The organism is Parvivirga hydrogeniphila (assembly GCF_023371205.1).
Taxonomy (GTDB): Bacteria; Actinomycetota; Coriobacteriia; order Anaerosomatales; family Anaerosomataceae; genus Parvivirga; species Parvivirga hydrogeniphila.
In genome coordinates this window covers 1-13,621 of record NZ_JAMCCO010000003.1, presented here as the reverse complement: position 1 = coordinate 13,621, position 13,621 = coordinate 1, and the positions used below count along the sequence as shown (strand labels likewise).

Sequence of the window (13,621 nt, the reverse complement as noted above, 5' to 3'; positions counted from 1 at the left end):
GGCACGGGCGCCGTGCGGCTACAGCGTATTCTGGAGGGAATGCAGGAGCATCACAAGCGCGGAACCTTCCTGAAGCGAGACACGCACGGGCTCGCCGACGGACTCGTTGCTGATCGTACGGCCGCTCAGCAGGTCGACGGCGATGCTGTCGGCGCTGAACCGCGCGTTCCTGACGGAGAGTCCGCGCACGGGCTCCAGGGCAACGACGGACACCACAGCGCCCGCAGGCGCGTCCACGGTGAGCGCCGCACGCCCTTCTTGTGCGAGCAGCCACGCCGAGAAGTCCGGCTCGAAGGCGACAGGCCCACAAGCGGCGTGCCGGCGCATCGTCCCGAGCGCAGCTAACGTGTGGTCGAGGCGTCCGCTGAAGGCCGCCGTGAAGGCGAGCGACTCGACGCCGAGCGCACGAGCGTGCGCCGCAGCGAGATCGAGGTCCGTCTCGTCCTTCTCTGACGGAAACGCGAGGACCTCGACGCCAGCGGCAGCGAGCCGCGCGGCAGCGCCTCGCGCTGCGGAGTCGAAGTCTCCGATGGCGTACTGCGGGGCCCGACCCAGCGAGAGCGCCCACTCTGCTGCGGCGTCGCACGCGATCACGAGTTCGAAGCGAGCGAGGAGGGCTCGATAGAACTCCATCGAGCCGAGACGCGGAGCTGCGCCGACGATGAGCGCCTCTTGAGTCACGACGTCATCGCCTCGTCGGACATGAGAAGCGGCATCAACACGACCGCAGCAGCGAAGCAGGCCGCGGCCGATATCGGCACGTAGAGGTTGTACAGCAGGGAGTACACCAGCACCGGCCCTTTCGCATACTGGGCGAAGAACACGACGCCCGAGACGACGTGCACCGCGTAGCGAGCAGCGGCGCCGATGAGGATCGCGCCCGCCAGCGGGAGCACCCACCGCCGTGTCCCCGTTGCGAAGGCGGTACGGACGGGCCCTGCCAACAGACCGGCGAGACCGACGCCAGCGTAGGCCACGGGGTAGTCCAAAGCGAACTGCACCCAGTGCACGGGCGGGTACGGGTCCACGAAGAAGTCGACGACGCCGTACAGAGCGCCCGCAAGGACGCCGACCGCCGGTCCGCGTCGTATCGCGAGCACGAACAGCGGAAGCATCCCGAGCGAGAACGTGCCGCCCTGGGGCATGCGCCAGAGCTTGATTGCGTTCAGCACCGCCGCGAGCGCGACCACGAGCGCGATCTCAACGAGCAGGCGAAGACGGGACGAGGACGCGGTCATGACGTCTCCTTTCCTCGACAGCGCGACGCATCGCGCTTCGGGGAGGAGCATGGGACTGATGGGGACCCGTAGGTCCCGCACCGTTTTGCCGCTCCGCATTACCGGAACGGTCGTTCGGTCGCGGTCAAAAGACCGCCTCTCAGCCGCACACGCAGCTCCCGATACGGTTTTCAGAACGGATGCATTCTACTGCATTTGACGAAGGTATGGGTAGGGGTCGACGGCAGCACCGCCGTTCGGGTGGATCTCGAAGTGCAGGTGCGGCGCTCCGCCGCGCGCGTTGCCGGTGTTCCCGACCCTTCCGATGACTTCGCCAGCGGCCACGCGGCCGGAGGTCCGCACGTAGCTGTCGAGGTGCGCGTAGTAGAACGCCCATCCGTTGTCGGCGGTCAACCAGAGCGTCTTTCCGCCGAGGGAGTTGTAGCGTGCCCGCACCGTGCCGGAGAGCACCGCCACGCACGGCGTGCCTCGCGCGGCCATGATGTCTGTGCCTTTGTGCCTACGTCCGCCAGAACGTGGGGCGCCCCAGGTATCGGAGTAGTAGCACGGCCCTGCCACGGGGAAGACCATCCCGTTGGGTCCTGGCGGGTACCGGCGCGAAGAGCCGCCGCTCGATCCAGCACCGGAGGCTTGTGCGAGCTTGCGTTGCACGGCCTCGTACTCTTTCTGGAGCGACTTGAGCTTCTTCTCGAGCGCGTCGGCCTTCTTCTTGAGCGCAGCAGCGTCTTTCGCTCGCTTCGCTTTGAGGTCGGCCACCTGGTTGCGACGCGCCTGGAGCTCGTCCCGGAGGCGGCGCGTCTTGTCGACCGTCTGCGCATCGAGCATGCCGACGCGCTGCGCGTACTCGACACGCATGAGCATGTCGTCGAGGGTCTCGCTGGTGAACAAGAGCTCAAGGTAGTTCACGTTCCCTTGGCGGTAGAGTTCAGCCAGATGCTTCGAGAGGCGGCCGGACGCGGCAGCGAGCTCGGCTTCCGTCTTCTTGAGGTCGCGGGTGGTCTTCGCAAGCTCCGAGTTGGTCTTCTCGAGCTGCCCGTATGCCTTGGAGTACGCGTCGCCGACGCGCTTGGCCTCCCGGTTGATCTGGGCGAGCTGCGCCCGGAGCTGGTCCGCCTGAGACTTGGCCGCGAAGCCAGGCGACGCCCAGAGAAGCGCCACGCACACCACGGCCGCGACGACAGCAGAGCGTACGCTCGCGGGCCTGTCGTGGCGATGCGCAGACGCGACGATGACGCGACGAAGGCCCATCAGCGCGGCCCCCGTCCGAGGCCGACACCGAGCCCGCGGTAGACCGCTCGGGCCACGGTGTCCGCCCAATCAGGATCGCCGAACCGGGCCACGTCAGCGGGATCGGCGAGGCTCCCGAGCAACACGCGGATCCCCGGGCACGAGACCACCGAGAGGATCGGGTCCCGAAAACGTCCTGCGTCGCGCGATGCAAGCCCCGCGGCAGACAGCGCTTGGGCCGTGGCCGACGCTATCGAGCTTGAGACGGTGGCCGACGGACCGGTCTTCGAAGGATCGAGCGACAGTGCGAGGCCGCTCTGTCCCGACGATGCCACGTCGAGCACGACCGCGACGGTCGCGGTGGCGGCGCGCGCAGCTGCGACGCGGTCAGCGAGCGCCGTCGACGTCGCTGATGGGGATCGGCTGACCACGACGGTGCCGCCAGATGCCTCGATGAGCGCGCGGATGCGGCGCGCGACCTCGTAGGTCACGTCCGGTGTCGTGCCCCGCGGCACGGGGTCGAGGAAGACGGTCGCTCCCACGAACGAGTACTGTGCGATCTCCGAGGGCGACACGGGCTGGCCGGCGATGGAGAGCCGCACGGGTGTGCCGGCGCGCACCTCTGCGCCCGGCGCCGGGAAGGACTCCAGGACCGTTCCAGACGCCAACTGCGACTCGACGACTTGCGTGGACACCGTCAGACCCAGCTCGCTGAGCTCGCGTGAGGCCTCGTCAGCGGAGCGGCCGATCACGTCGGGCATCGCAAAGGTCTCTGCTCCTGCCGACAGGACGATGCGTACGCTCGTTCCGCGCTCGACGGTGCTGCCAGCGGCCGGCTCCTGAGAGATGACGTGATTGCGAGGGACGTCGTTCGAGAACAATGTCCCGCCGTCTTCCACGACGAGGCCGGCCTTCTGGAGGCGGTTGATGGCGTCGGGCTGCGGCAGGCCGACGACAGCGGGCACGAGGACGCGGGAGGCCCGAGCGGCAACCGACACGCCCACGATGGCGAGCACGGTGACGCAGACGAGCACGATCGATCCTATGACGACCCACCGCGGTACGAGCGGCGGTCGGGGAGGCCGAGATCTCATGCGCGCCATTATAGCAGGTGCGCGCGCGGCGCCCTTGCCGGAGGCGTCGGTAGCGCGCTATGCTTCGCCCTTGCGCCGCACGGCGCCCGAGAGAACGGATGGAGGTGGCCATGCCGAAGTACGACTACAAGTGCGAAGCGTGCGAGACCGTCTTCGAGGTGACGCGCCCGTTCGGCGACACCTCGCCTGAATCCTGCCCGCAGTGCGGCGGAGCCACCAAGCGGCTGTTCGCCCCGGTGGGCATCGTCTTCAAGGGCAGCGGATTCCACAACACGGACTACAAGCCGCGGCCGAAAGAGGGCGGCTCCGGCGACGGATCGTCGAGCGGCGCTTCGTCGTGCGCCGGCAACGGCTCTGCGGCGTGCTCGTCGTGCCCTGCTGCGGAGGCGTGACCTAGTCCCTCCGCACCCAGAACCTCTCGCCACCGGTACGGTGCACCGTCTCGATGAAGCGCACCGTGCCGGTCTTGTTGTCCATGGCGATCGAGTGCGTCCGCGCGCCCTTGCCGAAGAACTTCACTCCGCGCAGAAGCTCGCCGTCGGTCACCCCCGTCGCGATGAAAGCGGCCTCATCGGTGTTGACGAGGCAGTCCATCGTGAGCACGCCGTCGATGTCGCACTTGGTCATCTGCTCTGCGCGCTTGCGCTCTTCGTCGTTGCGGAAATTGAACCGCCCCATGAAGCAACCGCCGATGCAGCGCATCGCGGCCGCCGCCAGCACGCCTTCGGGGGCGCCGCCCGCACCCATGTACAGGTGGATGCCGGTGCCCTCGATCGCGGTCGCCACCGCCCCGAAGACGTCGCCGTCGCTGATCAGGCGGATCCGCGCGCCCGCCTGGCGGACCTCCCGGATGAGGTCGGCGTGACGGTCGCGATCGAGGATGCACACGACGATGTCCTCCACGTCGCGGCCGAGCGCCTTGGCGACGTTGCGGACGTTCTCGGTGGGAGTGGCGTCGATGTGGACGACGTCCGCAGCGGCCGGGCCGGTCGCGATCTTCCACATATAGGTGTCGGGCGCGTTCAGGAGCGTGCCTTTCGGTGCGAACGCGAGCACGGCAAGGGAGTTCGGCTGGCCGTAGGCGGTGAGGTTCGTCCCCTCCAGCGGATCGACGGCGATGTCGACCTCCTCGCCGCCTGCGCCGACGTGTTCGCCGATGTACAGCATGGGCGCTTCGTCACGCTCGCCCTCGCCGATGACGATCTCGCCAGATATCGGGATGCGGTCGAACGCTGCGCGCATGGCCTCGACCGCTGCCTGGTCGGCGGCGTGCTTGTCGCCCTTCCCCATCCACCTGGCCGCGGCAAGCGCCGCCGCCTCAGTGACCTCGAGCATCTCGACGATACGCGTGGTGAGCATCCGGTCCTCCCCTTCCTCGTCCGGCCGCAGCCGGTCAGCCTGACTTGCGCAAGCGGGCCACGAAGTGCCCATCGGGTCCGTCCACCGACGGCCACGAACGGAAGAACCCCTCTGTCGTCACGAAGCGGTTCCACGCATCGGGCGGCACCGGATCCAAAGGCTCCACAAAGAAGCTCGAACCGCCCGGAGAAGCGAGGAAACCGCGCACGACGTCGCCGTTCTCTGCCGTAAAGACGCTGCAGGTAGAGTATACCAAGAGGCCGCCTTCCCGCACGTACACGGACGCGGCTTCGAGCATCTCGCTCTGCAGCGCGGACAGGCGCCCGACGTCGTCCGGCACGACCCGCCAGACGGCCTCAGGGTGCCGTCGGAGGGTTCCCGAACCGGTGCACGGCGCATCGACGAAGACCACGTCCGCTGATTCCGGAACGAGGTCGCCGGAGGGCACGTCTCGGACGTCGGCGACGACGACGGCGAGCGACTCGACACCCGCAGCGGCCAGCCGCTGCTCGAGCACCCTGGCGCGCCACGCGTTGGGCTCGACGGCGACGACGCGCACGGATGCGCGGCGCATACGCAAGGCTCCGAGGACGACGAGCGTCTTCGTTCCGCGGCCGGCGCCGATCTCGACGATCGTGCGCGCGGCGTCCGAGGCGGCCTGAAGCGCGGCGTACTGCGCAGCCGCGTCGCACACGAAGACGTGGTCGCGAGCGAGCGCTGTGCTCCGGGCGAACGCAGCAGCGTCCAGCGCTCTGAACGCGAGGCCATCGGGCGGTGCCGGCTCCGTAGCAACGCCCTCGGCAGTCAAGGCCGCGAGGATCGTGGCCGGTTCACCGACAAGGGCGTTCGCGCGGCCGTACAGCGGCGGCTCGGCCCCGAGCGCGGCGAGGGTCTCGCGGGCGGCGGTCGGTCCGAGATCCGCGGTGAGAGCGTCGACGAGCCACCGCGGCGCGCCCGACGCGCGTGCGAGCGCGTCAGGGTCGGTGGCAGGATCCCCCCACGGGAAGCTGTCCGCCTCCTGAGCGAGCCGGCGCAACACGGCGTTGACGAGCGAGGCGGCCTGCGGTCGGAAGCGCTTCACGGCAGAGACCGCTTCGTCGACGGCAGCGTGCGGGGCCGTCCGCAAGAACAGCAGCTCGAACGCGCCGAGCCGCAAGACGTCGAGCACATGCGGCTCGAGCCTCTCGAGCCGCGTGAACCGGCCGACGGTGTCATCGAGCGTGCCGCGGGTGCGGGTGACGCCCTTCGCCAGCAGAACAGCGAGCGCGTGATCCGACGGGCTGAGAGAGCGGCTCGCGGCGGCCCGCTCGACGAGCGGCGCCACGTACCCCCCACGCCTGCGGACCTGCGCGAGCGCGTCGAGAGCGGCACGGCGGGCCGGCGAGGTCACAGCGCGCTCCAGGCGAACTGTGCGGGGAGGCGAGCCCCACGCGCGAAGTCGCCGCCGCTCATCTCCCGCCTGCCGGCCGGTCTTACACGCGTGACGAGCAAGGCGCCGTCTCGAAGACCGAGCACCGGCCCTTTCGCGCTCAGCGTCGCGCGTCCCGCGTCGAGCGAGGTTTCCGACCGCTGGGCGGAGATGACGACTATGTCGGTCGCGTCGGCAAGGCGGACGCGAACGGTGGCCCGGCCCGACGAGGCACGGACGCGACGAAGGGCAGACGCGACGTCGAGGTCGGGCGCGAGCCGAACGTCGTCACGGGTGACCTTGTGAGCGTAGCTAGCGCGGGTGTCGTCTTGAGGAACCCACATCGCACGTCCCCACGCGATGTCGTCGAGGGCCGCCACCAGCGCGTCGGCCGATACGGCCGCGAGGCGAGACGACAGCTCGACAGAGTTCATCGAGCCGATTTCGACGGCGACCTGCAAGCACACGGGACCGGTGTCGAGCCCCTCTTCCATCCGCATGATGCTCACGCCGGTGACGGCATCACCGGCGAGGATCGCCCGCTCGATCGGGGCTGCGCCGCGATGAGAAGGCAAGAGCGACGCGTGCGCATTGATGCAGCCGTGAACGGGTATGTCGAGGACTTCCGGCGGGAGCAGAGCACCGTACGCCACGACGCAGATCGCCTCAGGAGCGGTGCGCCGAAGCTCGCCGACGAGCGAGGGGTCGCGCAGGGTGAACGCTTCGTGCACGGGAACGCCAAGCTCGAGGGCGGCCGACTTGACGGGCGATGGCGTGGGAGCGGAGCCACGGTCCGCGACGGCGTCCGGTCGCGTCACGACCGCGACCACGTCGTGTCGAGCAGCAAGCGCTCTGAAAGCGGGTACTGAGAACGAGGGCGTGCCCATGAAGACGATCCTCATGGCCTGCCCTCCTCACACGGTCTGGGTCTGCGCCTCACGGTACGCCCTGAGTGCGGCCTTCCGCTCCTCCGGTGACAGACGGTCGAGGATCACCACTCCGTCGAGGTGGTCGATCTCGTGCTGGAAGAGCCGTGCGAGCAGGCCTTCTGCGTGGATCACCACCCGCTTCCCGTCCAGCGATACGCCTTCGCAGACCACGGAGGCTGCGCGCTCGACCGGCACGGAGATGCCCGGCACAGAAAGGCAGCCCTCGTCCCCCACCTCGGTCTGCTCGGAGCGGTCGACGATCCGAGGATTGCACACGGCGTGGAGCCCGTCTTCGAGGTCGTAGACGATGACGCGCTTCAGGACGCCGACCTGCGTGGCCGCAAGGCCGATGCCTTCAGCGTCGTACATCGCGCGAGCCATCCGGGTGACGAGGTCGCGCAAGGACGGATCGGTGGCAGGATCCACCTCGACGGCGCGCTGCTTCAGCCCAGGGTCCGGATAGGTGAGGATACGCATGCGAAGCCCTTCGGTGACGATGATGACGAGCGGTGCAGCGAGAATCATACCACCCGCTTACAGCATCTCGTACGGATCGACGTCGATCGCGAGCCGGACTCCCGTGCGTGCTGCGCCGTCCGTCAGCGCGGCCCAGAGCGTGGGACCGAGCGGGACGCCAGGCGGCGCCTTCACGACGATGTGACGCCGGTACAGCCCTTTGAGGCGGCCGATAGCAGGCTCCGTCGGACCGAGAAGCATCCAGTCGGCAGGCACGCTCGCAGCGAGCCGCGAGGCGATCTCGTCGGCGGCAGACAAGGCGGCGCTTCGCGACGGTGACGCCACGAGCACGCGCGCCAGCCGCCCGAAGGGCGGGTAGCCGAGCTCGCGCCGCTCGGCGAGCTCCCCGGCCACGAGCGCGGAGCGGTCACCGGACACGACGGCCCGCACGGCCGGGTGGTCCGGCCAGTAGGTCTGCACCACGACGCGCCCCGGCCGCGCCGCGCGGCCTGCACGCCCGGAGACCTGCATCAGGAGCTGGAAGGTGCGCTCCGTCGCTCGGAAGTCCGGCATGTGCATACCGGTGTCGGCATCCACGATGCCGACGAGCTCGACGTCCGGATAGTCGAGGCCCTTCGCGATCATCTGCGTTCCTACCAGCACGCCGAACGGGGCCTGCTCGAATTCGGCCAAGACGCGCTCGTGCCCGCCTTTCCTGGCGGTCGTGTCTGCATCCATCCTCACGACAGGGACATCCGGCCACCGTGAGACGATCTCGGCTTCGACGCGCTGGGTACCGGTCCCGAACCTTCTAAGGTACGGGCTCCCGCAGCGTGGGCAGCGCTGCGGGAGGGCCTCGGTATGGCCGCAGTGGTGGCAGACGAGCGACGACCGGTCCTCGTGGTACGTGAGCGACACGGAGCACGATTCGCAGTGCGGCACGAAGCCGCACTCGCGACACAGCACGAACGACGCGAAGCCCCGGCGGTTGATGAACAGAACGGCCTTGCCCCGTCGCGCGATGACGTCGTCCAGTGCGGCAGCCAGCGGCCGAGAGAACATCGTCCGGTTGCCGTCTGCGAACTCCTGCGTCATGTCGACGACAGTTACCGCTGGCATCGGCGCGCCGGTCGCACGGGCGGGCAGCACGACCCTTCGGACTTCCCCCGTCTCGGACGCGTGCAGGCTCTCCAGCGACGGTGTCGCCGAGCCGAGAACGAGCACGGCCCCCTGCCGCCTGACAAGTTCGCGGGCGACGTCGCGAGCGTGGTACCGCGGTTCCGAGCTCTGCTTGTACGAGGGCTCGTGCTCCTCGTCGATCACGACGAGGCCGAGGTCGCGCACCGGCGCGAACAGGGCCGACCGCGCGCCGATGACCACACGTGCCTCGCCGGAAGAAGCGAGCTGCCACTGGTCGTACCGCTCGCCGTCGCTCAGCCGGCTGTGCAGCACGGCGAGCTGTGCACCGAACCGCGCGCGGAACCTCCCGACCGTTTGCGGCGTCAGCGATATCTCAGGCACGAGGACGATCGCCCGGCGGCCTTGCCTCAGGACCGCGTCGACGGCCTGCATGTAGACCTCTGTCTTCCCTGACCCCGTGACTCCGTCGAGCAGCACGACCGAGCCAGGTGAAGCTTTGACGATGGCCTCGACGGCCTCCGCTTGCGCCTTCGTCAAGGTGTGGCGTCGGTCCTCACGAGCGAGCCCCCCGGACACAGACCGCCACCGGCGTTGCTCGAAGATGGCGACGACGCCTTTCTTCTGAAGCGCTGCAAGCGCCGCATCGGGCGGGCCGATGGCTGCGCGAAGCTCCGAGACGCGGAGCGGCCCGTTGACGAGGGCCGCGACGATGGCGCGCTGTCGGTGCGCGGCCGCCGGCGGTCGGTACCCGGGATCGAGCAGCTCCACGAGGCGTTCCGTGGCCGGCGAGGTGGGAGGCGGCTTCAGCCGCCAGCCGTCCTCGCGCTTCGCGACTTTCGGGGACGACCCGGGAGGCAGGAAGAGCCTGAGCGCGTCGATCGGCCTGCACGCGTACTCGCGTGCGATCCACGAAGCGAGATTCCAGCGCGCCTCATCGAACAGCGGGTCGCCGAGGACGTCCACGATGTCTCTCAACCCATCGGTGACCTGCGGTTCTCCGACCGACACCACGTAGCCGACCGCCGGACGGGAGCCGAGCGGCACGAGAACGGGTGCGCCGATTGCGACGCTGTCGGCAAGCGACTGCGGCACGGCATAGTCGAGCGGCCGCGCAAGCGAGCGCGGCGTCACGTCGAGCAAGACCTGCGCAGCGAACAGCACCCAGCACCTCCGTTGCTTCGCCCACAGCATACGACGAGCCGCCGACACGGTGCCGGCGGCTCGTCGGTGCGTCACGCTCTGTTATTGGACTGCAGCCAGCAAGTCGTCCACGCGGTCGGTCCGCTCCCAGGTGAACGCGGCGTCGTCGCGTCCGAAGTGACCGTACGCCGCCGTCTTGCGGTAGATGGGCCTACGCAGGTCGAGGTCCCGGATGATGGCACCGGGCCGAAGGTCGAAGACCTCGAGAACGGCCTTCTCGATGCGCTCGACCGGCATGGTCTCGGTACCGAAGGTCTCGATGGTGACCGAGAGCGGATGCGCGACGCCGATGGCGTACGCGATCTGGATCTCGCAGCGCTCCGCGAGCCCCGCGGCAACCACGTTCTTCGCGACCCACCGGGCCGCATAGGCAGCGGAGCGGTCGACCTTGGTGCAGTCCTTGCCGGAGAAGGCGCCCCCTCCATGGCGACCCATGCCGCCGTAGGTGTCGACGATGATCTTGCGCCCAGTGAGACCCGAGTCGCCCATGGGTCCGCCGATCACGAACCTGCCCGTCGGATTGACGTAAATCTCCGCGTCTCGCCACTCGATGCCCTCGAGATCGAAGACCGGCTCGATGACGTGCTCGATGAGATCCGGGCGCATGAGGTTCTCGATGTCAACGCCGTCAGCGTGCTGCGACGAGATGAGGATCTTCTCGACGGCGACCGGCCTGCCGTCGACGTAGCGCACCGTCACCTGCGTCTTTCCGTCGGGCCTCAGATACGGCAGGACCTCGGCCTTCCTGACGGCGGTGAGCCGTTCTGCGAGCCGGTGCGCGAGGTATATCGGCATCGGCATGAGCTGCGAGGTCTCAGTGCACGCGTACCCGAACATCATCCCCTGGTCGCCAGCACCGATGAGGTCGAGCGGGTCCCTGTCGCCGTGCTTGGCCTCGTACGCTTCGTCCACGCCGATCGCGATGTCGGGGCTCTGCTCATGGACGGAGGTGACGACGCCGCAGGTGTCGTAGTCGAAGCCGTACTTGGCGCGCGTGTAGCCGATGTCCTTCACGGTCTCGCGGACGATGGTGGGGATGTCGACGTAGGCGTGCGTCCTGATCTCCCCTGCGACCACGACGAGGCCGGTGGTGACCAGCGTCTCGCATGCGACCCGGACGTAGTCGGGCGAAGCGGCCGAGCCCTTGTCCGTCACGTAACCCTCGTCGGCGAGCTGCTGCTCGCGCTCGATGATGGCATCGAGGATGGCGTCAGAGATCTGATCGCACATCTTGTCGGGGTGGCCTTCGGTCACCGACTCGGACGTGAAGAGATACTCGCGTGGCATGGCCTCTCCTTCTCTCGCGGCGCAAGACCGGCCGTCGGCGGCAGAAAAAAGCCCCTTGCCTGCACAAGACAAGGGACATCGCGCACTGCTCCGCTATTCCCTCATCTTCCAGGCATCTCGCCTGCCGCAATGTGGCACCGTGGCACGTTTTCGAGCCCGGTTGCCGGGGCCTCCTCGGGTGCGGTCCCTACGCCCTCTGCAGCGGTTACCCGCTGCCTCGTGATGAGTCGTGATGAGGGTAGCATCGCGAGACGGCGTTCGCAAGAAGCGGGCTGCGCTCAGGCCCTCGAAGCGCATCGTGCGGTATCATGTCCGAGACATCGATAGGAGGTCTCGTGGTTACGAAGCTGCTCGACCGTGCAGTTCACTACGTGGAGTTCGTCGTCGCGGCCCTGCTCGTCGTCATCGCTGCTCTGGGCGCCGTCGACCTCATCGTGGAGCTCGCCGCAGCGGTGTCTGCAAAGGGGTACCTGACGCCCGAGAGCGTGCTGCGCGTCCTCGATTCAGTGCTCGTCGTCTTCGTCGTCATCGAGCTGTTCAGCATCGCGCTCGCCTACCTCGAGAAGCGGAACATCATCGCGACGGTGATGGAGGCCGGTCTGGTCGCCGTCGTGCGCAAGATCGTCGTGTTCGAGACCGGTTCTGACGCGAGCTACGTCCTGCTCAAGTCCGTCTCGTTGGGCATCCTGATTCTCGCCATCGGGACCACGTGGTTCTTGCTGCGCAAGTCCGGCGTGTGCGAGATCGGGTCGGCCCACGAGCAGTAGCGCTCTGCGCTCGACGAACAGCAACGGAGGTATCACAGTGCCTGAGCAAGTCCGTGTCCGTTTCGCACCCAGCCCGACAGGCCACCTGCACATCGGGGGCGCACGCACCGCGGTGTACAACTGGGCCTTCGCGCGACGCCATGGCGGGTCGTTCGTGCTGCGCATCGAGGACACGGACCCGGAACGATCCACTGAGGAGAACACGCAAGCGATCCTGCGGGCCATGGAGTGGCTCGGCCTCGATCACGACGAGGGGCCGGACGTCGGCGGACCGTACGGCCCGTACCGGCAGACCCAGCGCTCGCACCTGTACGCCGAGGCGCTCGAGACGCTCAAAGAGCGAGACGCCGTCTACCCGTGCTTCTGCACACCCGATGAGCTGGAACGCAAGCGCGAGGAGGCACGTGCCCGCGGCGGGTTCGCTGGTTACGATCGCACGTGCCGTGCCCTGCCCGCAGATGAGGCGGCCCGGCGCATCCAGGCAGGCGAACCGCACACCTGGCGGCTGAAGGTCCCGCTGGACAGGGGCGACATCGTCTTTTGCGACCTCGTTCGGGGCGAGATGCGCTTCCCGATCTCGGCGATCGACGACCTCATCGTCGTGCGCTCGGACGGGACGCCGACCTACAACTTCGCTGTCGCCGTGGACGACGCGACCATGCGCATCACGCACGTCATCCGCGGAGACGACCACATCTCGAACACCCCGAAGCAGATCCTCATCTACGAGGCGCTGGGCCTCGAGGCGCCTGCGTTCGCGCACCTGTCGATGATCTGGGGTCCCGACGGCAAGCGCTTGTCCAAGCGCCACGGCGCGACGTCTGTGGAAGCGTACCGCGACATGGGCTATCTTCCTGAGGCGCTGCTGAACTACCTCGCGCTTCTCGGCTGGTCGCTCGACGGCGAGACGACCGTGATCGACAAGCAGACCCTCGTCGCTAATTTCAACCTCGAGCGCGTGTCGCGCAACCCGGCGATCTTCGACGCTGAGAAGCTGGAGTGGTTGAACGGCGTCTACATCCGGCAGATGACGCCGGAGCAGTTCGTGGACCGCATGGTGCCGCTCCTCGAACAGGCGGGGCTCATGGCGCCTGGCGATGCGTCCGCGCGCCGCGAGTGGCTCCTGGCGTTGGCCCCGCTCGTCTCCGAGCGCATCAAGCGCCTGGACGAGGTCGTCCCGATGGTGCGCTTCCTGTTCGAGGAGGTCCCGATAGACGAACCTGCGCGAAGCGCAGTGCTCGCGAAGCCCGGCGCGTCGGCCGCGCTGTCCTCCGCAAAGGAGGCCCTTGAAGCGACCGCTCCATGGGAGGCTGGTGCGATCGAGGCCGCTTTGCGCGCGCTTCCAGAGCGCCTCGGCATGAAGCCGAAAGCCGTGTTCCAGGCCGTCCGCGTGGCGGTCACGGGCAGCACGGTGAGCCCGCCGTTGTTCGAGAGCCTGGAGCTGCTCGGCAAAGAGCGCACCCTCGCGCGTCTTCAGGCTGCGCTGGCGTACGCAGCTGAGTGAGAGCGCAGTGGC

General features: G+C 68.3%; 13 protein-coding genes. 3 read left to right on the top strand and 10 right to left on the bottom strand.

Annotation, left to right across the window (positions count from 1 at the left end; all coding sequences use genetic code 11):
* Positions 1-18: 18 nt before the first annotated feature.
* The 4 genes from MX659_RS08135 to MX659_RS08120 all read right to left on the bottom strand — a co-directional run bounded on the left by MX659_RS08135 (position 19) and on the right by MX659_RS08120 (position 3,499).
* On the bottom strand, positions 19-681 hold the full coding sequence (locus MX659_RS08135) for a thiamine diphosphokinase (RefSeq protein WP_267192991.1): 663 nt from the start codon (positions 679-681) through the stop codon (positions 19-21).
* A complete protein-coding gene (thiT, locus tag MX659_RS08130; protein ID WP_267192990.1) occupies positions 678-1,238 on the bottom strand; it encodes an energy-coupled thiamine transporter ThiT in 561 nt (186 codons plus the stop codon). Before thiT ends, MX659_RS08135 begins: the two co-directional genes overlap by 4 nt.
* 186 nt (positions 1,239-1,424) lie before the next feature.
* A complete protein-coding gene (locus MX659_RS08125) occupies positions 1,425-2,486 on the bottom strand; it encodes a murein hydrolase activator EnvC family protein (RefSeq protein WP_267192989.1) in 1,062 nt (353 codons plus the stop codon).
* Positions 2,486-3,499, bottom strand: coding sequence for a PASTA domain-containing protein (locus MX659_RS08120; protein WP_267192988.1), 1,014 nt, complete (start codon positions 3,497-3,499; stop codon positions 2,486-2,488). The genes MX659_RS08125 and MX659_RS08120 overlap by 1 nt, the downstream gene beginning before the upstream one ends.
* 170 nt (positions 3,500-3,669) lie before the next feature.
* On the opposite strand from MX659_RS08120, the gene MX659_RS08115 reads away from it, so the two are divergent.
* A complete protein-coding gene (locus MX659_RS08115) occupies positions 3,670-3,951 on the top strand; it encodes an FmdB family zinc ribbon protein (RefSeq protein ID WP_267192987.1) in 282 nt (93 codons plus the stop codon).
* Position 3,952: 1 nt separating this feature from the next.
* On the opposite strand, the gene glpX is transcribed toward MX659_RS08115, so the two are convergent.
* The 6 genes from glpX to metK all read right to left on the bottom strand — a co-directional run bounded on the left by glpX (position 3,953) and on the right by metK (position 11,338).
* Complete coding sequence (gene glpX, locus MX659_RS08110) at positions 3,953-4,918, bottom strand: class II fructose-bisphosphatase (RefSeq protein ID WP_267192986.1); 966 nt, start codon at positions 4,916-4,918, stop codon at positions 3,953-3,955.
* A gap of 34 nt (positions 4,919-4,952) precedes the next feature.
* The gene (locus tag MX659_RS08105) at positions 4,953-6,308 is read right to left on the bottom strand and encodes an RsmB/NOP family class I SAM-dependent RNA methyltransferase (protein ID WP_267192985.1); all 1,356 of its coding nucleotides are present in this window, start codon (positions 6,306-6,308) and stop codon (positions 4,953-4,955) included.
* A complete protein-coding gene (fmt, locus tag MX659_RS08100; RefSeq protein WP_267192984.1) occupies positions 6,305-7,228 on the bottom strand; it encodes a methionyl-tRNA formyltransferase in 924 nt (307 codons plus the stop codon). Before fmt ends, MX659_RS08105 begins: the two co-directional genes overlap by 4 nt.
* A gap of 12 nt (positions 7,229-7,240) precedes the next feature.
* Entirely contained in the window at positions 7,241-7,780 is a 540-nt protein-coding gene (def, locus tag MX659_RS08095; RefSeq protein ID WP_267192983.1) for a peptide deformylase, read from the bottom strand.
* Positions 7,781-7,789: 9 nt separating this feature from the next.
* Positions 7,790-10,012: a replication restart helicase PriA gene (priA, locus tag MX659_RS08090; protein ID WP_267192982.1), complete on the bottom strand. Its 2,223-nt coding sequence runs from the start codon at positions 10,010-10,012 to the stop codon at positions 7,790-7,792.
* 81 nt (positions 10,013-10,093) lie between these two features.
* Positions 10,094-11,338 carry a methionine adenosyltransferase gene (gene metK / locus MX659_RS08085; protein ID WP_267192981.1) on the bottom strand — a complete coding sequence of 415 codons (1,245 nt, stop codon included), beginning with the start codon at positions 11,336-11,338 and terminating at the stop codon, positions 10,094-10,096.
* 335 nt (positions 11,339-11,673) lie between these two features.
* Here metK and MX659_RS08080 point away from each other — a divergent pair, with 335 nt between their 5' ends.
* Both MX659_RS08080 and gltX read left to right on the top strand, forming a co-directional pair.
* Positions 11,674-12,105, top strand: coding sequence for a phosphate-starvation-inducible PsiE family protein (locus MX659_RS08080; protein WP_267192980.1), 432 nt, complete (start codon positions 11,674-11,676; stop codon positions 12,103-12,105).
* Between the two features lie 37 nt (positions 12,106-12,142).
* The gene (gltX, locus tag MX659_RS08075; protein WP_267192979.1) at positions 12,143-13,609 is read left to right on the top strand and encodes a glutamate--tRNA ligase; all 1,467 of its coding nucleotides are present in this window, start codon (positions 12,143-12,145) and stop codon (positions 13,607-13,609) included.
* Positions 13,610-13,621 lie beyond the last annotated feature (12 nt).

What these genes read in the sequence shown, in the direction of transcription:
- def (WP_267192983.1), bottom strand. Translation starts at nt 7,780, where the DNA reads ATGATTCTCGCTGCACCGCTCGTCATCATCGTCACCGAAGGGCTTCGC.
- MX659_RS08125 (WP_267192989.1), bottom strand. Translation starts at nt 2,486, where the DNA reads ATGGGCCTTCGTCGCGTCATCGTCGCGTCTGCGCATCGCCACGACAGG.
- fmt (WP_267192984.1), bottom strand. Translation starts at nt 7,228, where the DNA reads ATGAGGATCGTCTTCATGGGCACGCCCTCGTTCTCAGTACCCGCTTTC.
- glpX (WP_267192986.1), bottom strand. Translation starts at nt 4,918, where the DNA reads ATGCTCACCACGCGTATCGTCGAGATGCTCGAGGTCACTGAGGCGGCG.
- MX659_RS08115 (WP_267192987.1), top strand. Translation starts at nt 3,670, where the DNA reads ATGCCGAAGTACGACTACAAGTGCGAAGCGTGCGAGACCGTCTTCGAG.
- metK (WP_267192981.1), bottom strand. Translation starts at nt 11,338, where the DNA reads ATGCCACGCGAGTATCTCTTCACGTCCGAGTCGGTGACCGAAGGCCAC.
- thiT (WP_267192990.1), bottom strand. Translation starts at nt 1,238, where the DNA reads ATGACCGCGTCCTCGTCCCGTCTTCGCCTGCTCGTTGAGATCGCGCTC.